At 67.5% G+C, this 20801-nt stretch carries 35 protein-coding genes; all 35 read left to right on the top strand.

Annotation, left to right across the window (positions count from 1 at the left end):
* The first annotated feature begins 49 nt into the window (after nt 1-49).
* The 35 genes from AC3A3J_RS03780 (at nt 50) to AC3A3J_RS03950 (ending at nt 20798) form a co-directional block, all read left to right on the top strand.
* Complete coding sequence (locus AC3A3J_RS03780) at nt 50-262, top strand: hypothetical protein (protein ID WP_487671018.1); 213 nt, start codon at nt 50-52, stop codon at nt 260-262.
* A gap of 860 nt (nt 263-1122) precedes the next feature.
* A complete protein-coding gene (gene rpsJ, locus AC3A3J_RS03785; protein WP_030147986.1) occupies nt 1123-1431 on the top strand; it encodes a 30S ribosomal protein S10 in 309 nt (102 codons plus the stop codon).
* Nucleotides 1432-1439: 8 nt separating this feature from the next.
* Entirely contained in the window at nt 1440-2099 is a 660-nt protein-coding gene (gene rplC / locus AC3A3J_RS03790; protein WP_314651675.1) for a 50S ribosomal protein L3, read from the top strand.
* Between the two features lie 2 nt (nt 2100-2101).
* A complete protein-coding gene (rplD, locus tag AC3A3J_RS03795) occupies nt 2102-2764 on the top strand; it encodes a 50S ribosomal protein L4 (protein ID WP_487671019.1) in 663 nt (220 codons plus the stop codon).
* Entirely contained in the window at nt 2761-3084 is a 324-nt protein-coding gene (gene rplW / locus AC3A3J_RS03800; protein WP_017201591.1) for a 50S ribosomal protein L23, read from the top strand. Before rplD ends, rplW begins: the two co-directional genes overlap by 4 nt.
* Before the next feature lie 21 nt (nt 3085-3105).
* The gene (rplB, locus tag AC3A3J_RS03805) at nt 3106-3945 is read left to right on the top strand and encodes a 50S ribosomal protein L2 (RefSeq protein WP_017201590.1); all 840 of its coding nucleotides are present in this window, start codon (nt 3106-3108) and stop codon (nt 3943-3945) included.
* A 12-nt stretch (nt 3946-3957) separates the two neighbouring features.
* Nucleotides 3958-4239 (top strand): 30S ribosomal protein S19, encoded by a 282-nt coding sequence (gene rpsS / locus AC3A3J_RS03810; protein WP_017201589.1) that lies wholly within the window; start codon nt 3958-3960, stop codon nt 4237-4239.
* A complete protein-coding gene (rplV, locus tag AC3A3J_RS03815; protein ID WP_487671020.1) occupies nt 4239-4637 on the top strand; it encodes a 50S ribosomal protein L22 in 399 nt (132 codons plus the stop codon). Before rpsS ends, rplV begins: the two co-directional genes overlap by 1 nt.
* Complete coding sequence (rpsC, locus tag AC3A3J_RS03820; protein ID WP_050722499.1) at nt 4637-5392, top strand: 30S ribosomal protein S3; 756 nt, start codon at nt 4637-4639, stop codon at nt 5390-5392. Before rplV ends, rpsC begins: the two co-directional genes overlap by 1 nt.
* Complete coding sequence (gene rplP, locus AC3A3J_RS03825) at nt 5392-5811, top strand: 50S ribosomal protein L16 (protein WP_487671021.1); 420 nt, start codon at nt 5392-5394, stop codon at nt 5809-5811. Before rpsC ends, rplP begins: the two co-directional genes overlap by 1 nt.
* The gene (gene rpmC / locus AC3A3J_RS03830) at nt 5811-6128 is read left to right on the top strand and encodes a 50S ribosomal protein L29 (protein WP_175985212.1); all 318 of its coding nucleotides are present in this window, start codon (nt 5811-5813) and stop codon (nt 6126-6128) included. The genes rplP and rpmC overlap by 1 nt, the downstream gene beginning before the upstream one ends.
* Nucleotides 6128-6445, top strand: a complete 318-nt coding sequence (gene rpsQ, locus AC3A3J_RS03835) for a 30S ribosomal protein S17 (protein WP_314651657.1) — start codon at nt 6128-6130, stop codon at nt 6443-6445. Before rpmC ends, rpsQ begins: the two co-directional genes overlap by 1 nt.
* Nucleotides 6442-6810, top strand: coding sequence for a 50S ribosomal protein L14 (rplN, locus tag AC3A3J_RS03840; protein ID WP_314651655.1), 369 nt, complete (start codon nt 6442-6444; stop codon nt 6808-6810). Before rpsQ ends, rplN begins: the two co-directional genes overlap by 4 nt.
* 3 nt (nt 6811-6813) lie before the next feature.
* Complete coding sequence (rplX, locus tag AC3A3J_RS03845) at nt 6814-7173, top strand: 50S ribosomal protein L24 (protein WP_391478567.1); 360 nt, start codon at nt 6814-6816, stop codon at nt 7171-7173.
* Complete coding sequence (gene rplE, locus AC3A3J_RS03850; protein WP_487671022.1) at nt 7173-7763, top strand: 50S ribosomal protein L5; 591 nt, start codon at nt 7173-7175, stop codon at nt 7761-7763. The genes rplX and rplE overlap by 1 nt, the downstream gene beginning before the upstream one ends.
* Nucleotides 7764-7897: 134 nt before the next feature.
* Complete coding sequence (gene rpsH / locus AC3A3J_RS03855) at nt 7898-8296, top strand: 30S ribosomal protein S8 (RefSeq protein WP_487671023.1); 399 nt, start codon at nt 7898-7900, stop codon at nt 8294-8296.
* 6 nt (nt 8297-8302) lie between these two features.
* Nucleotides 8303-8839, top strand: a complete 537-nt coding sequence (gene rplF, locus AC3A3J_RS03860) for a 50S ribosomal protein L6 (RefSeq protein ID WP_487671024.1) — start codon at nt 8303-8305, stop codon at nt 8837-8839.
* Nucleotides 8840-8841: 2 nt separating this feature from the next.
* Nucleotides 8842-9201 (top strand): 50S ribosomal protein L18, encoded by a 360-nt coding sequence (gene rplR / locus AC3A3J_RS03865; RefSeq protein WP_314651645.1) that lies wholly within the window; start codon nt 8842-8844, stop codon nt 9199-9201.
* The gene (gene rpsE, locus AC3A3J_RS03870; protein WP_400190103.1) at nt 9198-9899 is read left to right on the top strand and encodes a 30S ribosomal protein S5; all 702 of its coding nucleotides are present in this window, start codon (nt 9198-9200) and stop codon (nt 9897-9899) included. The genes rplR and rpsE overlap by 4 nt, the downstream gene beginning before the upstream one ends.
* Nucleotides 9899-10084: a 50S ribosomal protein L30 gene (rpmD, locus tag AC3A3J_RS03875; protein ID WP_067121122.1), complete on the top strand. Its 186-nt coding sequence runs from the start codon at nt 9899-9901 to the stop codon at nt 10082-10084. The genes rpsE and rpmD overlap by 1 nt, the downstream gene beginning before the upstream one ends.
* Nucleotides 10084-10635 carry a 50S ribosomal protein L15 gene (gene rplO, locus AC3A3J_RS03880; RefSeq protein WP_314651640.1) on the top strand — a complete coding sequence of 184 codons (552 nt, stop codon included), beginning with the start codon at nt 10084-10086 and terminating at the stop codon, nt 10633-10635. Before rpmD ends, rplO begins: the two co-directional genes overlap by 1 nt.
* Nucleotides 10636-10763: 128 nt before the next feature.
* The gene (gene secY, locus AC3A3J_RS03885; protein WP_487671025.1) at nt 10764-12086 is read left to right on the top strand and encodes a preprotein translocase subunit SecY; all 1323 of its coding nucleotides are present in this window, start codon (nt 10764-10766) and stop codon (nt 12084-12086) included.
* Nucleotides 12083-12679 (top strand): adenylate kinase, encoded by a 597-nt coding sequence (locus AC3A3J_RS03890; protein ID WP_487671026.1) that lies wholly within the window; start codon nt 12083-12085, stop codon nt 12677-12679. The genes secY and AC3A3J_RS03890 overlap by 4 nt, the downstream gene beginning before the upstream one ends.
* A gap of 8 nt (nt 12680-12687) precedes the next feature.
* A complete protein-coding gene (map, locus tag AC3A3J_RS03895) occupies nt 12688-13536 on the top strand; it encodes a type I methionyl aminopeptidase (RefSeq protein ID WP_487671027.1) in 849 nt (282 codons plus the stop codon).
* A 248-nt stretch (nt 13537-13784) separates the two neighbouring features.
* Nucleotides 13785-14444, top strand: coding sequence for a DsbA family protein (locus AC3A3J_RS03900; RefSeq protein WP_487671028.1), 660 nt, complete (start codon nt 13785-13787; stop codon nt 14442-14444).
* Between the two features lie 222 nt (nt 14445-14666).
* The gene (infA, locus tag AC3A3J_RS03905) at nt 14667-14888 is read left to right on the top strand and encodes a translation initiation factor IF-1 (RefSeq protein WP_017201569.1); all 222 of its coding nucleotides are present in this window, start codon (nt 14667-14669) and stop codon (nt 14886-14888) included.
* A 61-nt stretch (nt 14889-14949) separates the two neighbouring features.
* Complete coding sequence (gene rpmJ, locus AC3A3J_RS03910) at nt 14950-15066, top strand: 50S ribosomal protein L36 (protein WP_005050492.1); 117 nt, start codon at nt 14950-14952, stop codon at nt 15064-15066.
* Between the two features lie 157 nt (nt 15067-15223).
* Nucleotides 15224-15598 carry a 30S ribosomal protein S13 gene (rpsM, locus tag AC3A3J_RS03915; protein WP_243229806.1) on the top strand — a complete coding sequence of 125 codons (375 nt, stop codon included), beginning with the start codon at nt 15224-15226 and terminating at the stop codon, nt 15596-15598.
* A gap of 31 nt (nt 15599-15629) precedes the next feature.
* Nucleotides 15630-16028, top strand: coding sequence for a 30S ribosomal protein S11 (gene rpsK / locus AC3A3J_RS03920; protein WP_017829189.1), 399 nt, complete (start codon nt 15630-15632; stop codon nt 16026-16028).
* A 147-nt stretch (nt 16029-16175) separates the two neighbouring features.
* Nucleotides 16176-17165, top strand: coding sequence for a DNA-directed RNA polymerase subunit alpha (locus tag AC3A3J_RS03925; protein ID WP_314098106.1), 990 nt, complete (start codon nt 16176-16178; stop codon nt 17163-17165).
* 34 nt (nt 17166-17199) lie between these two features.
* Nucleotides 17200-17730: a 50S ribosomal protein L17 gene (gene rplQ, locus AC3A3J_RS03930; protein ID WP_487671029.1), complete on the top strand. Its 531-nt coding sequence runs from the start codon at nt 17200-17202 to the stop codon at nt 17728-17730.
* A gap of 174 nt (nt 17731-17904) precedes the next feature.
* Nucleotides 17905-18711, top strand: a complete 807-nt coding sequence (locus tag AC3A3J_RS03935; RefSeq protein ID WP_487671067.1) for a sulfite exporter TauE/SafE family protein — start codon at nt 17905-17907, stop codon at nt 18709-18711.
* Between the two features lie 100 nt (nt 18712-18811).
* On the top strand, nt 18812-19258 hold the full coding sequence (locus AC3A3J_RS03940; RefSeq protein WP_487671030.1) for an FAS1-like dehydratase domain-containing protein: 447 nt from the start codon (nt 18812-18814) through the stop codon (nt 19256-19258).
* Entirely contained in the window at nt 19258-19656 is a 399-nt protein-coding gene (locus tag AC3A3J_RS03945) for a MaoC/PaaZ C-terminal domain-containing protein (protein ID WP_487671031.1), read from the top strand. The genes AC3A3J_RS03940 and AC3A3J_RS03945 overlap by 1 nt, the downstream gene beginning before the upstream one ends.
* Nucleotides 19656-20798 carry a UDP-N-acetylmuramate dehydrogenase gene (locus AC3A3J_RS03950; RefSeq protein WP_487671068.1) on the top strand — a complete coding sequence of 381 codons (1143 nt, stop codon included), beginning with the start codon at nt 19656-19658 and terminating at the stop codon, nt 20796-20798. Before AC3A3J_RS03945 ends, AC3A3J_RS03950 begins: the two co-directional genes overlap by 1 nt.
* Nucleotides 20799-20801 lie beyond the last annotated feature (3 nt).

Raw genomic sequence — 20801 nt, forward strand, 5'->3', positions numbered from 1 at the left:
GGGATGCGCCGGAACCGCTCCGGCGCATCCTGAACGCAAGGGGACGAGCATGGCCATCGACGACGCCGTGAACAAGGGCAGGGACTTCCTGGAGCAGAACAAGGACAAGATCGCCGACGCGGTGAAGAGCGAGCAGGCCGAGGACATCAGCGACAAGGTCCTCGACGGCGTCGCCGACTTCGCCAAGAAGATCGCCCCCGGAGCGGCCGAGAAGATCGACGAGATCCGCGACGCCGCCGATAAGCAGATCGGCAACCAGTAGCCGACGACACCAGGGCGGCGCCTCCCATCCGCGGGGGCGCCGCCCTTCGTCGTCCCCCGGTGCGCATGACGCGATATACCGGCGGATGCTCGCGTCGGTGCCGCCGCGGCCGTAGACTTCTGGTGGCCGCGCTGGGGATAGGGCGGCCGGGGAGAACCGGAGGGGTCCGGCCTCCCGACGCACGCGGCTCGGCCGCGTCGACACTGGGGAACGACCATGGGGATGATCACGCGACGCGCTCGGCCATCGAGCTCCGCGACATCCCGCACGCGCGGCGGATTGTCCGCCGCGCCCTCGTCTCCGGTCGCGCGACGTTCGTCGGTCGCGTCCTCGAACGGGGATGCCGGCGGCCCTTCCCGCCGGCATCCTCGCGTCCGGTGCCTCCCCCTCGTGCCGGACGCCCTCCCCGAACGGGGCGGGGCATGGGGATGCCCCGCCCCGTTCTCAGGAGCCGGGATCGCGCGGCCCCACGCGGTCCGCTGAGCGCGACACGCCCGGGTTTGCGCAAGTGAAATCCCCCGTGGCAGAATAGACAGGTTCGACATTTCGGTGCGCTCAGCGTGCGCCGGATCACTGCCAGGGCAGTGCATAGACGGCGTCTCCTCGAGAGATGCAGGGTTCTAGGCCGCGGGCAGGACAACACAATCCCCGACACCCCTCCCGGCGAGGGTTCCGCCGTGCGCGGCGGAGGTCGGCATCTTCCCGCTGCGAGGCGGGGGAATGACAGCAGAACAGTGGTGCAGCAGATCGACTCGCGAGGGTCGGCCATGTGCCGAGGCGCGAACAGCGCCGACGTGCGTCCAATGCCCCAGGGTCACCCGGCCCCGGTCGGTAAGACGCTTAAAGAGAGTGAGCAGACAATGGCGGGACAGAAAATCCGCATTCGCCTGAAGTCGTACGACCACGAGGTCATCGACTCGTCGGCACGCAAGATCGTCGACACCGTGACCCGTGCGGGCGCGACCGTCGTCGGCCCCGTGCCGCTTCCGACCGAGAAGAACGTCGTGTGCGTCATCCGGTCGCCCCACAAGTACAAGGACAGCCGCGAGCACTTCGAGATGCGCACCCACAAGCGTCTGATCGACATCGTCGACCCGACGCCCAAGGCCGTCGACTCGCTGATGCGTCTCGACCTCCCGGCCGACGTCAACATCGAGATCAAGCTCTGAGGTCCGACATGGTTGACATCAACGCAAAGATTTCCAAGGGCATGCTCGGCACGAAGCTCGGCATGACCCAGGTGTGGAACGAGAACGGCAAGCTCGTTCCCGTCACCGTCATCGAGCTCGCGCCCAACGTGGTCACGCAGGTCCGCACGCCCGAGAAGGACGGCTACAACGCCGTGCAGATCGCGTACGGCCAGATCGACCCCCGCAAGGTGAACAAGCCCCTCTCGGCTCACTTCGAGGCCGCCGGTGTCACGCCGCGCCGCCACGTGACCGAGATCCGCACCGCGGACGCCGCCGACTATTCGCTGGGCCAGGAGCTCACGGTCGACGGCACGTTCGAGGCCGGCCAGCTCGTCGACGTCGTCGGCACGAGCAAGGGCAAGGGCTTCGCCGGTGTCATGAAGCGTCACAACTTCAAGGGCGTCTCGGCATCGCACGGTGCGCACCGCAACCACCGCAAGCCCGGCTCCATCGGCGCATCGTCGACCCCGAGCCGCGTCTTCAAGGGCATGCGCATGGCCGGCCGTATGGGTGGCGAGCGCGTGACCGTCCTCAACCTCACGGTGCACGCCATCGACATCGAGAAGGGTCTGATGCTCGTCAAGGGCGCCGTCCCCGGTGCTCGTGGCCGCATCGTCTACGTCCGCAACGCAGTGAAGGGTGCCTGATCATGGCTGACTCGACTCTCGCGCTCGACGTCCTCAAGGCCGACGGCAAGAAGGCCGGCTCCATCGAGCTGCCCGCCGCGCTCTTCGACGTCAAGACGAACATCCCGCTGATCCACCAGGTCGTCGTCGCGCAGCTCGCGGCGGCTCGCCAGGGAACCCACTCGACCAAGCGTCGCGGTGAGGTCTCCGGTGCCGGTCGCAAGCCCTTCAAGCAGAAGGGCACGGGTAACGCCCGTCAGGGCTCGATCCGCGCGCCGCACATGACCGGTGGTGGCATCGTGCACGGCCCGAAGCCGCGCGACTACTCGCAGCGGACCCCCAAGAAGATGATCGCGGCCGCCCTCCTGGGTGCGCTCAGCGACCGCTTCCGCGGCGACCGTCTGCACGCGATCGACACGTTCGGCACCGAGGGTGCGCCCTCGACCAAGGCCGCCGCCGGCTTCCTCGGCCAGGTCGCGTCGTCGAAGAACGTGCTCGTCGTCATCGAGCGCGGCGACGAGCTCGCGCTCAAGAGCATCCGCAACCTCGGCCACGTCCACGTGCTGTCGTTCGACCAGCTCAACGCCTACGACGTGCTCGTCTCCGACGACATCGTCTTCACCCAGGCCGCTCTCGAGGCGTTCATCGCCTCGAAGACCGGCGCCAACCAGGAGGTCTCCGCATGAGCGAGCAGGCATCTGTTCTCCAGACGGCCCTGAACAAGGACCCGCGCGACATCATCCTGAAGCCGGTCGTGTCCGAGAAGAGCTACGGGCTCATCGACGAGGGCAAGTACACCTTCCTCGTCGACCCGCGCGCTTCGAAGACCGAGATCAAGCTCGCCATCGAGAAGATCTTCGGCGTCAAGGTCGCGTCCGTCAACACGCTCAACCGCGTCGGCAAGGCCCGTCGCACCCGCTTCGGCACGGGCAAGCGCAAGGACACCAAGCGCGCCATCGTGACCCTGAAGTCGGGCACCATCGACATCTTCACGGCAATCGGCTGATCCGGGGGATAAAGGACAATCATGGCAATTCGCAAGTACAAGCCCACGACCCCGGGCCGTCGCGGCTCGTCGGTGGCTGACTTCGCCGAGATCACCCGATCGACGCCCGAGAAGTCGCTGCTGCGCCCGCTCTCCAAGACCGGTGGTCGCAACAACCAGGGCCGCATCACGACCCGTCACATCGGTGGTGGACACAAGCGCCAGTACCGCGTCATCGACTTCCGTCGCAATGACAAGGACGGCGTGAACGCCAAGGTCGCGCACATCGAGTACGACCCCAACCGCACCGCGCGCATCGCGCTGCTGCACTACTTCGACGGCGAGAAGCGCTACATCCTCGCGCCGGCGAAGCTGAAGCAGGGCGACATCGTCGAGTCCGGCGCCGGGGCCGACATCAAGCCGGGTAACAACCTGCCGCTGAAGAACATCCCGACGGGTACCGTCATCCACGCGATCGAGCTCCGCCCCGGCGGCGGCGCGAAGATGGCGCGTTCGGCCGGAGCATCCGTCCGTCTCGTCGCCAAGGACGGCCCCTACGCCCAGCTGCGTCTGCCCTCGGGCGAGATCCGCAACGTCGATGCGCGCTGCCGCGCGACCATCGGCGAGGTGGGCAACGCCGAGCAGTCGAACATCAACTGGGGCAAGGCCGGCCGTATGCGCTGGAAGGGCGTCCGCCCGACCGTCCGCGGTGTCGCGATGAACCCGGTCGACCACCCGCACGGTGGTGGTGAGGGCAAGACGTCCGGTGGACGTCACCCCGTCTCCCCGTGGGGTCAGGCTGAGGGTCGCACCCGTCACGCCAACAAGGAAAGCGACAAGTACATCGTGCGTCGTCGTAACGCCGGCAAGAAGCGCAAGTAGGAGTAAGAGAAGATGCCTCGCAGTCTTAAGAAGGGCCCCTTCGTCGACGAGCACCTGCTTCGCAAGGTGGTCGTGCAGAACGAAGCCGGCACCAAGAACGTCATCAAGACCTGGTCCCGTCGGTCCATGATCATCCCGGCCATGCTGGGTCACACGATCGCGGTCCACGACGGACGCAAGCACATTCCCGTGTTCGTGTCCGAGACCATGGTCGGTCACAAGCTGGGCGAGTTCGCGCCCACCCGCACCTTCCGCGGCCACGAGAAGGACGACAAGAAGGGGCGGCGCCGCTAATGGTCGAATCGATCGCACGCGTGAAGCACATCCGCGTGACCCCGCAGAAGGCTCGTCGTGTCGTCGCGCTCATCAAGGGCAAGCAGGCTCAGGAGGCTCTCGCCATCCTGAAGTTCGCACAGCAGAGCGCCAGCGAGCCGATCTACAAGCTCGTCGCGTCGGCCATGGCCAACGCGTCGGTGAAGGCGGATCGCGACGGCGAGTACCTCGACGAGCAGGACCTGTACGTGAAGAACGCGTACGTCGACGAGGGAACGACGCTCAAGCGCTTCCAGCCCCGTGCACAGGGTCGCGCTTTCCAGATCAAGAAGCGCACGAGCCACATCACGGTCGTGCTCTCCACGCCGGAGGCGGCTCCGACCGCGGCCGGCGACAGCAACAAGAAGGCGAGCAAGTAATGGGACAGAAGGTAAACCCCTACGGCTTCCGCCTCGGCATCACCACGGACCACGTGTCGCGCTGGTTCTCGGACTCGACGAAGCCGGGTCAGCGTTACGCCGACTACGTGGCCGAGGACATCAAGATCCGTCGTCTGCTGCAGACGCAGCTCGACCGCGCCGGCGTCTCGAACATCGAGATCGAGCGCACCCGTGACCGCGTCCGCGTCGACATCCACACGGCCCGCCCGGGCATCGTGATCGGACGTCGCGGCGCCGAGGCCGAGCGCATCCGCGGCGACCTCGAGAAGCTCACCGGCAAGCAGATCCAGCTGAACATCCTCGAGGTCAAGAACCCCGAGGCCGACGCTCAGCTCGTCGCGCAGGGCATCGCCGAGCAGCTGTCTGCTCGTGTGGCGTTCCGTCGCGCGATGCGCAAGGGTCTGCAGGGCGCTCAGCGCGCCGGCGCCAAGGGCATCCGCATCCAGGTCTCGGGTCGTCTCGGCGGCGCCGAGATGAGCCGCTCGGAGTTCTACCGCGAGGGTCGTGTGCCGCTGCACACGCTGCGCGCGAACATCGACTACGGCTTCTACGAGGCCAAGACGACCTTCGGCCGCATCGGCGTGAAGGTCTGGATCTACAAGGGCGACCTCACCAACAAGGAACTCGCACGCGAGCAGGCCAACGCGCCCAAGTCGCGTCGTGACGACCGCGGTGGCGACCGCCGTCGGGCCCCCCGCAACGAGGCCCCCGTCGCAGAAGGAGCGTCCGCCTGATGCTTATCCCCCGCAAGGTCAAGTACCGCAAGCAGCACCACCCCAAGCGTGACGGCCAGGCCACCGGCGGCACGAAGGTCTCCTTCGGCGAGTTCGGCATCCAGGCGCTCACGCCGGCGTACGTGACGAACCGTCAGATCGAGTCCGCTCGTATCGCGATGACCCGTCACATCAAGCGTGGCGGCAAGGTGTGGATCAACATCTACCCGGACCGCCCCCTCACGAAGAAGCCGGCCGAGACCCGCATGGGTTCCGGTAAGGGTTCCCCCGAGTGGTGGGTCGCCAACATCAAGCCGGGCCGCGTCCTCTTCGAGGTCGCCGGTGTCAACGAGGAACTCGCTCGCGAGGCACTGACCCGAGCAATTCACAAGCTGCCGCTCAAGGCACGCATCATCAAGCGCGAGGAGGGCGACGCGTAATGGCGATCGGCACCAAGGAGCTCGCTCCGGCAGAGCTCGACACGTTCGAAGACCAGCGCCTCGTTGAGGAGCTGCGCAAGGCCAAGGAGGAGCTGTTCAACCTCCGTTTCCAGTCGGCCACCGGCCAGCTGGAGAGCCACGGCCGCATCCGCGCCGTCAAGCGCGACATCGCGCGCCTCTACACCGTGATCCGCGAGCGCGAGCTGGGCATCCGTGCGACGCCCGCTCCCGTCGAGGCTCCGGCCAAGAAGGCGACCAAGTCGAAGGCGAAGAAGACCGAGGACACCTCGGCCGACGCCGAAGGGAAGGCTGAGTGATGGCCACCAAGAAGGAAGCCGCCGTCGAGGCTGAGCACGCCGCGCACGACGTCCGCGACGCGGACGCCCGTGGCTACCGCAAGGCGCGCCGCGGCTACGTCGTGAGCGACAAGATGGACAAGACCATCGTGGTCGAGGTCGAGGACCGCGTGAAGCACCCGCTTTACGGCAAGGTCATCCGCCGCACCTCGAAGGTCAAGGCGCACGATGAGACGAACTCCGCCGGCATCGGCGACCTCGTCCTCATCAACGAGACCCGTCCGCTGAGCGCCACCAAGCGCTGGCGTCTGGTGGAGATTCTGGAGAAGGCCAAGTGATTCAGCAGGAGTCCCGCCTCAAGGTCGCCGACAACACCGGTGCCAAGGAGCTGCTCACCATCCGCGTTCTCGGTGGCTCGCGCCGCCGGTACGCCGGTGTGGGCGACACCATCGTGGCCACGGTCAAGGACGCGATCCCTGGCGGCAACGTCAAGAAGGGCGATGTGGTCAAGGCCGTCATCGTCCGCACCGTCAAGTCCACGCGCCGTCCCGACGGCTCGTACATCAAGTTCGACGAGAACGCCGCCGTGATCCTGAAGAACGACGGGGAGCCCCGCGGCACCCGTATCTTCGGACCGGTCGGCCGTGAGCTTCGCGACAAGAAGTTCATGAAGATCGTCTCGCTGGCGCCGGAGGTTATCTAAGTCATGGCGAAGATCAAGAAGGGTGACCTGGTTCAGGTCATCACGGGCGCCAAGCCCGAGCGCGGCGGAGACCGCGGCAAGCAGGGCAAGGTCCTCGAGATCCTTGCCGAGCGCAACCGCGTCATCGTCGAGGGCGTGAACTACGTCACGAAGCACACCCGCGTCGGACAGACGCAGCGTGGCACCAAGACCGGAGGGCTCGAGACCGTCGAGGCCCCCATCCACATCTCGAACGTCGCACTCGTCGACCCCTCGACCAAGAAGCCGACCAAGGTCGGCCACCGGGTCGAGGAGCAGACCAAGGACGGCGTCAAGCGCACCGTCCGCGTGCGGTTCGCGAAGAAGAGCGGTAAGGACCTCTGATGGCAAGCACCGACGCCGCGGTGGCTGGCAAGATCCAGCCCCGCCTGAAGGCGAAGTACAACGCCGAGATCAAGAAGGCGATGCAGGACGAGTTCGGTTACGCGAACGTCATGCAGATCCCCGGACTGGTCAAGGTCGTCGTCAACACGGGTGTCGGCGAGGCGGCTCGCGACAGCAAGGTGATCGAGGGTGCGGTCGACGACCTCACCAAGATCACCGGTCAGAAGCCGATCGTGACGAAGGCCCGCAAGTCGATCGCGCAGTTCAAGCTGCGCGAGGGCCAGGCCATCGGCGCGCACGTCACCCTCCGCGGTGACCGCGCGTGGGAGTTCCTGGACCGCCTGGTCTCGCTCGCCCTGCCCCGTATCCGCGACTTCCGCGGCCTCTCGGCCAAGCAGTTCGACGGCAACGGCAACTACACCTTCGGTCTCCAGGAGCAGAGCGTGTTCCACGAGATCGACCAGGACCGCATCGACCGAGTCCGCGGTTTCGACATCACCGTCGTCACCACGGCGAAGACGGACGACGAGGGTCGGGCGCTGCTCCGTCACCTCGGCTTCCCGTTCCGCTCGGAAGACGCACAGGCGTAACACCTCTCGACGGGCTCAGTGGTCTCGTGTCACTGAGCCCGTCGATGTGTGCGTACAATTGAAGATTGCGTGCTCATCGCAGGCCGTCTGTCGTGTAACGGCAGCCGGAACCTCATGAACGAAAGAAGAACACAATGACAATGACAGACCCGGTCGCAGACATGCTGACCCGTCTGCGCAACGCGAACTCGGCGCACCACGACTCCGTGACCCTGCCGTCGAGCAAGCTCAAGACGCACATCGCCGAGATCCTCCAGCAGGAGGGCTACATCGCCGGCTGGGAGACGTCCGAGGCCCGCGTGGGAACCAACCTCACGCTCACCCTCAAGTACGGCCCCAACCGCGAGCGGTCGATCGCCGGCATCAAGCGCGTGTCGAAGCCCGGCCTCCGCGTGTACGCGAAGTCCACCGAGCTCCCGCGCGTCCTCGGCGGCCTCGGCGTGGCCATCCTGTCCACCTCCTCCGGTCTCCTCACCGACCGTCAGGCTGAGCAGAAGGGCGTGGGCGGAGAAGTTCTCGCCTACGTGTGGTAATTCGAAATGTCGCGTATTGGACGACTTCCCATCGACGTTCCCGCGGACGTGACCGTTTCGGTCAACGGCCGTGAGGTCGCGGTGAAGGGCCCCAAGGGTGAGCTCACCCTCACGGTGGCCAGCCCCATCGAGGTCGCGGTCGAGGAGAACCAGGTTCTGGTCACCCGTCCCGACGACGAGCGCGAGTCGCGGTCGCTGCACGGCCTGACCCGCACGCTCATCAACAACAACATCATCGGCGTGACCCAGGGCTACACCAAGGGTCTCGAGGTCGTCGGCACCGGTTACCGCGTGCAGCAGAAGGGCAGCTCGGTCGAGTTCGCCCTCGGCTTCTCGCACCCGGTCCTGATCGACCCGCCCGCCGGGATCACGCTCACGGTCGAGGGCACGAACAAGCTCACCGTCAGCGGAATCGACAAGCAGGCTGTCGGCGAGGCAGCTGCGAACATCCGCAAGATCCGCAAGCCCGAACCGTACAAGGGCAAGGGTGTGCGCTACGCCGGCGAGGTCGTGCGTCGCAAGGCCGGAAAGAGTGGTAAGTAACCATGGCTCTCAAGTCAAAGTCTGACGCCCGCGCGCGTCGTCACGCCCGCCTTCGCAAGAAGGTCGTCGGCACCGAGGTGCGTCCGCGCCTCGTCGTCAACCGCTCGGCGCGCCACGTCTTCGTGCAGCTCGTCGACGACAGCAAGGGTCACACCGTGGCCTCCGCATCCACGCTCGAGACCGACCTGCGTTCGTTCGAGGGCGACAAGACCGCCAAGGCCCGCAAGGTCGGCGAGCTCGTCGCCGAGCGCGCGAAGGCCGCCGGCGTTTCCGAGGCTGTGTTCGACCGTGGCGGCAACCGCTACGCCGGTCGTGTCGCCGCCATCGCCGAGGGCGCCCGTGAAGGGGGGCTGGCACTGTGAGTGACAACAAGGAGAACGAAGTGACCGAAGCGGCTGCTGCCACTTCCGAGACGGCCGCCGGCACGACGCAGGGCGACTCGACTCGTGACCAGCGCGACGGTCGCCGTGGCGGCCGTGGTGACCGCAACCAGGGTGGCCGCGACCGCAACTCGCGCGACCGTGGCGACAACCAGTTCCTGGAGCGCGTCGTCACCATCAACCGCGTCTCGAAGGTCGTGAAGGGTGGTCGTCGCTTCAGCTTCACCGCTCTCGTGGTCGTCGGCGACGGCAACGGCCTGGTGGGCGTCGGCTACGGCAAGGCCCGCGAGGTGCCCCTGGCGATCTCGAAGGGTGTCGAAGAGGCCAAGCGCAACTTCTTCCGCGTGCCGCGCGTCGGCAGCACCCTCCCGCACCCCGTGCAGGGCGAGGCCGCTGCCGGTGTCGTGCTGCTGCGTCCGGCTGCCGCCGGTACCGGTGTTATCGCCGGTGGTCCCGTCCGTGCCGTGCTCGAGTGCGCCGGCGTCCACGACGTCCTGTCGAAGTCGCTCGGTTCGTCGAACACGATCAACATCGTGCACGCGACCGTCGCCGCTCTGAAGCAGCTCGAGGAGCCCCGTGCGGTCGCCGCACGCCGTGGCCTCGAGTTCGACCAGGTGGCTCCGGCGCGTCTTGTCCGCGCCGAGGCCGAGGCCATCGCCGCACAGAAGGTAGGTGCCTGATGGCCGCGCGTCTGAAGGTCACGCAGATCAAGTCCAAGGTGAGCGAGAAGCAGAACCAGCGCGACACGCTGCGCAGCCTCGGTCTCAAGCGGATCGGTGACAGCACCGTCCGCCCCGACGACGCGCAGACGCGCGGTTACGTCAAGACCGTCGCCCACCTCGTCAAGGTTGAGGAGATCGACTAATGGCTGAGAAGAACGAGGCCGTCGAGGCCGAGAAGGCCCCGAAGAAGGCCGCGGCTCCCAAGGCCGCCGCCAAGAAGCCCGCCGCGAAGAAGGCGGATGCCCCGGCATCCCGCCCCGGCGTGCTGAAGGTGCACCACCTGCGTCCGGTCCCCGGCGCCAACACCGCCAAGACCCGTGTGGGTCGCGGTGAGGGCTCGAAGGGTAAGACCGCCGGTCGCGGAACCAAGGGCACCAAGGCGCGCAACACCGTGCGCGTCGGCTTCGAGGGTGGGCAGATGCCGCTGCACATGCGCACCCCGAAGCTGCGCGGGTTCAAGAACCCGTTCCGCGTCGAGTACCAGGTCGTGAACCTGGAGAAGCTCGCGGAGCTCTACCCCCAGGGTGGCGACGTCACCATCGGCGACCTGGTCGCCAAGGGTGCGGTTCGCAAGAACGAGAAGGTCAAGGTTCTCGGTAACGGCGACATCGCCGTGAAGCTCACCGTCGCGGTCGACAAGGTCTCGGCTTCGGCCGAGCAGAAGATCGTGGCTGCGGGCGGTTCCGTCAAGTAACCACCTGACAGAAGGGGTCGGACATCGTCCGGCCCCTTCTGTGCTTGCGGATGCCGGTGACCGCGGTTAGGTTACTCTGGTCTTTCAGCCGTCTTTCAGCACGGCAACCCTTTTCAGGAGGAACGTTCTTGTTTAGCGCCATCGCGCGGATCTTCCGCACGCCCGACCTTCGTCGCAAGATCGGTTTCACTCTGGCCATCATCGCGATCTACCGACTGGGCTCGAACGTCCCCGCTCCGTTCGTGAACTTCCCGAACGTCGAGGAGTGCCTCGCGGTCAGCTCCAGCACCGACGGTCTGCTGGGCCTGGTGAACCTCTTCTCGGGCGGCGCGCTCCTCCAGCTCTCCATCTTCGCGCTGGGCGTGATGCCGTACATCACGGCCACCATCATTACCCAGCTGCTGCGCGTGGTCATCCCGCACTTCGAGGCGCTCCACAAGGAGGGCCAGGCCGGTCAGGCGCGCCTGACGCAGTACACGCGCTACCTCACGATTGCCCTCGCGCTCCTGCAGTCGACGACGCTGGTCACGGTCGCCCGCAGCGGTCAGCTGTTCGGCACGACCGATCTGGCCGCGTGCCAGAACCTGCTCACCAACGACGTGTGGTGGGCGCAGCTGCTCATCATCATGGCGATGACCGCCGGAACCGGCCTCATCATGTGGTTCGCCGAGCTCGTCACCGAGCGCGGCATCGGCAACGGCATGTCGCTCCTCATCTTCACCTCGATCGCCGCCACGTTCCCCGGCGCCATGGGCCTCATCTGGCAGACCAAGGGCTTCGAGATCTTCCTGCTCGTGCTGCTCGTCGGCGTCATCGTCATGGCGCTGGTCGTGTTCGTCGAGCAGTCGCAGCGACGCATCCCCGTGCAGTACGCGAAGCGCATGGTCGGCCGTCGCACCTACGGCGGCACGAACACGTACATCCCGATCAAGGTCAACATGGCGGGTGTGATCCCGGTCATCTTCGCCTCGTCGCTGCTTTACATCCCGGCGCTGATCGCCCAGTTCAACACCCCGCAGGACGGCTCCACGCCGGCACCGTGGGTCACCTGGATCACGACGTACTTCACCACGGGCAACCACCCGATCTACATGGCGGCGTACTTCCTGCTCATCATCGGCTTCACCTACTTCTACGTGGCGATCACCTTCAACCCGGTCGAGGTCGCCGACAACATGAAGAAGTACGGCGGGTTCATCCCGGGCATCCGTGCCGGCCGGCCGACCGCCGAGTACCTCGACTACGTGCTCACGCGCATCACTCTCCCCGGGTCGATCTACCTGGGTCTGATCGCGCTGATCCCGCTCATCGCGCTGGCCACCGTCGGCGCGAACCAGAACTTCCCGTTCGGCGGCGCCTCGATCCTCATCATCGTGGGTGTCGGTCTCGAGACGGTCAAGCAGATCGACGCGCAGCTGCAGCAGCGCCACTACGAAGGGCTCCTCCGATGACGGCATCCGCACGACTCCTGATCGTCGGACCGCAGGGCTCGGGCAAGGGCACGCAGGGCGTGCGCATCGCCGAGACCTTCGGCATCCCGGTCGTCTCGACGGGCGACATCTTCCGCGCGAACATCAAGGGCGGCACCGAGCTCGGCACTCAGGTGACCGAGATCCTCGACCGCGGCGATCTGGTGCCCGACGAGCTCACGAGCGAGATCGTGCGCGACCGGCTGTCGCAGGACGACGCCGCCAACGGGTTCCTGCTCGACGGCTACCCCCGCAACGTCGCCCAGGTGGGTCACCTCGACGAGTTCCTGAGCGGTCGCGGCGAGGCGCTCGACGCCGTGCTGCTGCTCGACGTGCCGCGGGCCGAGAGCATCTCGCGTCTGAGCCTGCGCGCCATCGAGCAGGGCCGCTCCGACGACACCGAAGAGGCCATCGCGCACCGTCTCGACATCTACGAGAGCGAGACCGCGCCGATCATCGACGTGTACAGCGAGAAGGGCATCGTCGACCGCGTCGACGGCGTGGGCTCGCTCGACGAGATCACCGAGCGCATCATCTCCGCGCTCGACGCGCGCGGCCTGCGCGTCGCGGTCTGAGCGGTTCCATGTTCCGCCGGTCGATCTACAAGACCCCTGCCCAGCTGCGCTCGATGATCGAGCCGGGCCTCATCACGGCGGCGGCGCTCGACGCCGTCCGTCCGCTGATCCGCGCGGGCGTCAGCACGCTCGAGCTCGACACCGCCGCGGAGCGAGCGATCACCGCACGCGGGGCCGAGTCGAACTTCCAGCTCGTGAAGGGCTACCACCACACGATCTGCGTGTCGGTGAACGAGCAGGTCGTGCACGGCATCCCCGGCGAGCTCGTGCTGCAGCCCGGCGACATCGTCTCGGTCGACTGCGGTGCGCAGTTCGAGGGCTGGAACGGCGACAGCGCGATCACCGTCGTGGTGCCCGACGCTGCCCGCCCGGACGTCGTGGCGAACCGCGAGGAGCTGTCGCGCGTCACCGAAGGCTCGATGTGGGCGGGTATCGCCGCGATGGCGACCGCGTCGCACCTCGGCGAGGTCGGCGCGGCCATCCAGGAGTACATCGAGGCCCAGGGGCCCTCGGCGGTGTCGGGGGAGACCTACGGCATCCTGCGCGAGTACGTCGGCCACGGCATCGGTCGCAAGATGCACGAGGCCCCGAGCGTGTTCAACTACCGCACGCCCGACCCCGGCGCCGAGATCAAGCCCGGCCTGGTCGTCGCCATCGAGCCGATGGTGACGGCGGGCGGTGAGGCGACCTTCATCGAGGAGGACGACTGGACCGTCTCGACCGTCGACGGCTCGGACGGGTCGCACTGGGAGCACAGCGTCGCCCGGCACGAGGGTGGGATCTGGGTGCTCACCGCCGCAGACGGCGGTGCGGCCGGCCTCGCGCCGTTCGGCGTGACCCCGGTTCCTCTCGCCTGAGACTGCTGCTGCGCGATCCGGTGCGAAAACGCAGACCGGATGACGGGGGCGGGGCGAGTCGCACTGCGACACGCCGACTCGCTCGCCGCTCGTCTCCGTTTTCGCGAGCAGGGCGGGCGAGAGACGTTATGGAAGCGTGAGCGCGCGGGGGAGGGCTGCTCACACGCAGCCCATAGGCTGATGCAGGAAGATCACAGGGTACCTGCGCTCGCACCGGCGTGCGGCGAGACCGAGAGAAACGGAAGACAATGGCAGCGGCGAAGAGCAACACCAACTGGTTCGTGATCGGGGTGTCCGCAGCCGTCGTCGTCGTGCTGATCGCCCTCGGTGCGCTGGTGGTGTTCTTGAACAACCAGGCCACCGCTCCCGGCGTCGCGCCCGAGGGGGGCAACGTCAACCAGGAGACCGGAGCGATCAGCTTCGGGTCCGGCGAGGACGAGGTCGACGTGTTCGTCGACTTCATGTGCCCGGTCTGCGGTCAGTTCGAAGACGCCTACGGCGAGCAGCTGCAGACCGCCGCCGCCAACGACGACATCACCCTGAACATCCACCCGGTGTCGATCCTCGACCGCTATTCGCAGAACACGAAGTACTCGACGCGCTCGGCGGGTGCGGCGTACTGCGTCGCCGAGAAGGCGCCGGACGCGTTCCTCGACTTCTTCAACTACATGTTCGCCAACCAGCCGGCGGAGAACACCCCGGGCTACACCGACGAGGAGCTCGCGGGCTTCGCCGAGCAGGCGGGTGCCGGAGCGGCAGCCGACTGCATCGCCGACGGCACCTACATGGACTTCGTGGGCGACCAGACGACGGCGCAGGAGATCCAGGGCACGCCGACCGTGGAGGTCAACGGCGACCGCATCGAGAACAGCGAGATCGCGCAGCGCTTCGCCGAGATCCTTCCCTGATCGACGCTTTCATCACGAGGGCGGCTCCGTCAGGGGCCGCCCTCGTGCGTGACGCGGGGGAGGCATCCGGCCGGCGCCTGCGCCGAGTTGCCGGATGCTCCGACGTCGTCTAACATAGATCTTTGGTGCCTTGTGCACTGATTCGGCGTGTCCGTCGGCGCAGCACCACAAACCCATCCATCCACCGCAGATCGACCGATCTGCAGAAGCGTCAGCGAGGCTATGGCTAAGAAAGACGGTGTCATCGAGATCGAGGGCGTGATCTCCGAGGCTCTCCCCAACGCGATGTTCCGCGTTGAGCTCAGCAACGGACACAAGGTCCTGGCAACGATCTCGGGCAAGATGCGGCAGAACTACATCCGCATCATCCCCGAGGACCGCGTGGTCGTGGAGCTCAGCCCCTACGACCTGACCCGCGGCCGCATCGTCTACCGCTACCGCTGATCGGTCGAGAAGTAACGGCCTGCCCTCCGGGGCGGTACGAAGACAGCGAACAGGAAGCATCATGAAGGTCAACCCCAGCGTCAAGCCCATCTGCGACCACTGCAAGGTGATCCGCCGTCACGGCCGCGTCATGGTGATCTGCAAGAGCAACCCGCGTCACAAGCAGCGCCAGGGCTGATCGCCCCCGCTGCGTGAGCAGGTTTCTCGCAATCGACAACTGAATACACAACGGCAGGATCAGATCCCCCGTCGGGAGACCGGCGGGGAGGACACCTCGGGGCGGAGGCCCGGGCACCGATCCTGTTCCACACCTCCATCACACCCAGGAGAACCGCATGGCACGTCTTGCCGGCGTTGACATCCCGCGCGACAAGCGCGTGGTGATCGCCCTTACCTACATCTACGGCGTCGGCCGTACCCGCTCGGTCGAGATCCTCAAGGCGACCGAGATCGACGAGAGCATCCGCGTGAAGGACCTCAGCGACGAGCAGCTCGTCGCCCTCCGCGACTACATCGAAGGCAACTACAAGGTGGAGGGTGACCTGCGCCGCGAGGTCGCCGCAGACATCCGCCGCAAGGTCGAGATCGGCTCCTACGAGGGCATCCGCCACCGTCGCGGCCTCCCGGTCCGTGGTCAGCGCACCAAGACCAACGCCCGTACCCGCAAGGGCCCGAAGCGCACCGTCGCCGGCAAGAAGAAGGCCCGCTAAGCGCGGCCCCAGGGACTAGGAGAACACTTTCATGGCTGCACCCAAGGCCGCCGCGCGCAAGCCGCGCCGCAAGGAGAAGAAGAACATCGCGCTGGGCCAGGCCCACATCAAGTCGACGTTCAACAACACGATCGTCTCGATCACCGACCCGTCCGGCGCGGTCATCGCCTGGGCATCGTCGGGTGGCGTGGGCTTCAAGGGCTCGCGCAAGTCGACCCCGTACGCCGCGGGCATGGCTGCCGAGTCGGCAGCCCGCCAGGCTGCGGAGCACGGCGTCAAGAAGGTCGACGTCCTCGTGAAGGGTCCGGGCTCCGGCCGCGAGACCGCGATCCGCTCGCTCCAGGCCGCCGGCCTCGAGGTCGGCTCGATCCAGGACGTCACCCCGCAGGCGCACAACGGATGCCGCCCGCCGAAGCGCCGCCGCGTCTGATCCGGCTCGCGAGCCGCTCGACCGCCACTCGTCAGGAGTGCGGCGGTCGGGCGGCTCGCACGCCCGCTCGCGGGCATCGACTTCCACAACTCAAGACCTCACCCACCACATGTCATATAGCGGTCATGTGATCGAAAGGAACACAGAGTGCTGATTGCACAGCGTCCCACACTCACCGAGGAAAAGATCGTCGAGAACCGGAGCCGGTTCATCATCGAGCCTCTGGAGCCCGGCTTCGGATACACGATCGGCAACGCGCTGCGCCGCAGCCTGCTGTCGTCGATCCCCGGCGCGGCTGTCACGAGCGTCCGCATCGACGGCGTGCTGCACGAGTTCAGCACCATCCCCGGCGTGAAGGAGGATGTCACCGAGATCATCCTCAACATCAAGCAGCTCGTCGTCTCGTCGGAGCGCGACGAGCCCATCACGGCGTACCTGCGCAAGACCGGTGCCGGTGAAGTGACCGCCGCCGACATCTCGGCTCCGGCCGGTGTCGAGGTGCACAACCCCGAGCTGGTCATCGCGACCCTCAACGACACCGCCAAGTTCGAGCTCGAGCTCATCATCGAGCGCGGCCGCGGCTACGTGTCGGCGACGCAGAACCGCAACGAGTACGCCGAGGCGGGCCAGATCCCGATCGACTCGATCTACTCGCCCGTGCTCAAGGTCAGCTACCGCGTCGACGCCACCCGTGCCGGTGAGCGCACCGACTTCGACAAGCTCGTCCTCGACGTCGAGACCAAGTCGGCGATCAGCCCGCGCGACGCCGTCGCGTCGGCCGCCAAGACGCTCACCGAGCTGTTCGGTCTCGCCCGCGAGCTGAACGTCGAGGCCGAGGGCATCGAGATCGGCCCCGCGCCGGTCGAGGCCGTCAACTCGAGCGAGCTGTCGATGCCGATCGAGGACCTCGACCTGTCGGTCCGTTCGTACAACTGCCTGAAGCGCGAGGGCATCAACACCGTTTCGGAGCTCGTCGCCCTCTCGGAGACGCAGCTCATGAACATCCGCAATTTCGGCCAGAAGTCGGTCGACGAGGTGCGCGACAAGCTCATCTCGCTCGGTCTGTCGCTCAAGGATTCGGTGCCCGGTTTCGACGGCGCCCACTTCTACGGCGGCAGCGAAGACGAGTCCTTCTGATACCCGACCCTTTCTGACCAGGAGTTAGACGATTATGCCCAAGCCCACCAAGGGTCCCCGCCTCGGAGGCGGCCCCGCCCACGAGCGCCTGCTGCTTGCCAACCTCGCCGCTGCGCTGTTCGCCCACAAGTCGATCAAGACGACCGAGACCAAGGCCAAGCGCCTGCGTCCGCTCGCCGAGCGCCTGATCACCTTCGCCAAGCGCGGCGACCTGCACGCGCGTCGTCGCGTGCTCTCGGTCATCGGTGACAAGGACGTCGTCCACACGCTGTTCGCCGAGATCGCGCCGCTCGTCGCCGACCGCCAGGGTGGCTACACCCGCATCACGAAGGTCGGCAACCGCAAGGGCGACAACGCGCCCATGGCCGTGATCGAGCTCGTTCTCGAGCCCGTCACCCCCAAGGCGAAGTCGACGAAGAAGGCTGCGGCCCCTGCCGCCGAGAAGCCCGTCGAGGAGAAGCCGGCCGAGGAGGCTCCCGCCGAGGAGACCGCCGAGGCTGCGGCCGACGAGACCACCGAGGCTCCGGCCGAGGAGGCTCCCGCCGCCGAGGAGAAGTCCGAGTAATCACTCGTTCGAGAGGAAGGCCCGTCACCGTTCAGGTGGCGGGCCTTCGTCGTACCCGGGGGAGCGGGTCCGGTGCGGGCGACGGATGCTTCCGCTTCGCGCAGCAGGGACGAGGCGCGACCGTAGCGGGAGTAGGCTCGGACGGTGCGCCCGCCGCCCGGGCGCGCGGAAGGGATGCTCGTGGGAGACGCGGCGATCACATCGTTCCGAGGCCCGCGGGCGTACGTATCCTTCGTGGTGATCGGCCTGCTCGCCGGTCTGCTGTCGGGGCTGTTCGGCGTGGGCGGGGGCACCGTCATCGTGCCGTTGCTCGTGCTGCTGCTGCACTTCGACCAGCGCCTGGCGGCCGGCACCTCGCTCGCCGCCATCGTGCCGACCTCGGCCGTCGGCGTCGTGTCGTACGCGGCCAGCGGCTCGGTCGCCTGGATCCCGGCGATCATCCTCGCCGTGGGCGCCGTGGTGGGTGCGCAGATCGGCACGCGGCTGCTGCCGCGCATCTCGCAGACCGCTCTGCGGTGGGGGTTCGTCGGCTTCCTGCTCGTGGTCATCGTGACGCTCTTCCTCGTGATCCCGTCGCGCGACGCCGTGTTCGAGCTGACCTGGGGCTCGGGCATCGCGTTGGTGGCCGTCGGCGTGGGCACGGGCATCCTGGCCGGGCTGATCGGCGTCGGCGGCGGCGTGATCGTGGTTCCGGTGCTCATGCTCGCGTTCGGCACCAGCGACCTCGTCGCCAAGGGCACATCGCTGCTCATGATGATCCCGACGGCGTTGTCGGGCACGGTCGGCAACCTGCGCCACCGCAACGTCGACCTGCTCGCGGCTGCGGTCATCGGCGTCGCGGCCTGCACCACCACGGCGCTCGGCGCCTGGATCGCGACGCTCATCGACCCGCGGGTGGGCAGCATCCTGTTCGCCGCGTACCTCGTGGTCATCGCGGTGCAGATGGCGCTCAAGGCGATCCGCGGGCGCCGCACGGCCTGACCGGAGGTGCGGGTGATGCGGGACGGATGCCGCGGTGCCGCGCGCCTTTGATCCGGCCGCCGAGGACTCGGGTGTCGGACCCCCTCGGTAGGATCGAGGGGTGGCAGTGAACACAGAACTGGTCGGCCGGGAGTTCCCGCCGACGCCCCCGTACCTCGTCGGACGCGAGAAGGTGCGCGAGTTCGCGCGCGCCGTCTTCGCCGATGCTCCGCAGCACACCGATGTCGAGGCGGCCCGCGCGGCCGGCTTCGACGACGTGGTCGCTCCGCCGACCTTCGCGATGGTCGTGCAGGACCTCACCCTCCAGCAGCTGCTGTCAGAACCCGACTCGGGCATCGTGCTCGCACGGACGATCCACGCCGAGCAGCGGTTCGCCTACACACGGCCGATCGTCGCCGGCGACGAGCTGACGGGGCGGCTGCGGGTGACGGGCATCCGCATGATGGCCGGCAACGCGATGATCACGAGCGAGGCCGAGATCACCGACGGCTCGGGCGCCCATGTCGTGACCGCCACCAGCGTGCTGCTGGTCGGAGAGGGGGAGTGATGGCCTACTCGGTCGGAGACGTGATCGCCGAGCGCAGCGTGCACCTCACGCGCGAGTCGCTCGTGCGCTACGCCGGAGCATCCGGCGACTTCAACCCCATCCACTACCGCGACGACGTGGCCGCGGCGGTGGGCCTGCCCGGCGTGCTCGCGCACGGCATGCTCACCATGGGCATCGCCTCGTCGGTCGTCGTCGCCGCGCTCGACCCGCGGGCGCGCATCGTCGACTACGGCGTGCGGTTCACCAAGCCCGTCGTCGTCGACCCCGAGAACGGAGCCGACGTGCACGTCGTCGCCACGGTCGGCGCCGTCGACGACGCCTCCACGCGCATCGACCTCAAGGTCACGACCGGCGACACGACCGTGCTCGTCAAGGCGCAGCTGCGCATCGCCGCGTGATGGTCGTGCCCCTGCAGGAGGTCGCCCCGCTGCGTCTGGCGGCCCTGACCACTCTCGAGACCGGCGGTGCTCCGGAGCGGATGCTCGAGGCGCGCACCACCGACGCCGTCGTCGACGCGCTGCGCGAGACCTGGCGCCGCGGCGACGAGTGGATGGTGCTCGGCGGCGGGTCCAACCTCTTCGTCGGAGACGAGGGTTTCGAGGGCACCGTCGTGCGCATGCTCACCGAGGGCATCGAGGAACTGCCGTCCCCGCACCCCGGCCGCATCCGACTGCGTGTGCAGGCGGGGCACGGGTGGGACGATCTCGTCGCCTACGCCGTCTCGCACGGGTACGCGGGTCTCGAGGCCATGAGCGGCATCCCCGGTACCGTCGGCGCCGCGCCCGTGCAGAACATCGGCGCGTACGGCCAGGAGATCCAGGAGACGCTCGTCGAGGTCGAGCTCATCGACGAGATCGACGGAGAAGTGCGCGTGGTGCCGGCATCCGAGCTCGGGCTGGGCTTCCGCACCTCCGTCTTCAAGCACCACTACGGCGGCGAGCCCCAGCGTCGGGCCGTGATCCTCTCGATCACCGTCGACCTGCTCGTGGCGAGCGAACGCGTCGTGCGCGGTGAGCAGCTGCGCCGCGCGCTCACGCTCGGAGACGACGCGCCCGTGCCGCTCACGTGGGTGCGCGAGCGCATCCTCGAGACGCGCGCCTCGAAGGGCATGCTGTGGAACGAGACGGATGCCGACACGCACGGCGTCGGCTCGTTCTTCCAGAACGCCATCGTCACCGAGGCCGTCGCGCGCGCCCTCCCCGCGGAATGCCCGCGCTGGCCGGTCACTCCCGACCTCGACGCCCTCACGGTCATCCCGCTCGAGTCGTACGGGGGAGTGCTCCCGGCGCCCCGACGCGAGCAGGCCGACGTGAAGGTGAGCGCGGCCTGGCTGATCGAGCACGCCGGCATCGGCAAGGGCTTCCGGCTCCCGCGCTCGCGGGCATCCGTGTCGACCAAGCACGCCCTGTCGCTGACCAACCGAGGCGGAGCGAGCGCGGCGGAGGTCGCCGAGCTCGCGCGCTTCATCCAGAACCGGGTGCACAGCGAGTTCGGGCTCGTGCTGCAGCCCGAACCCGTGCTCGTCGGCGTCGAACTCTAGGGG

The sequence above is a fragment of the Microbacterium sp. Soil_N32 genome (genome assembly GCF_057655505.1).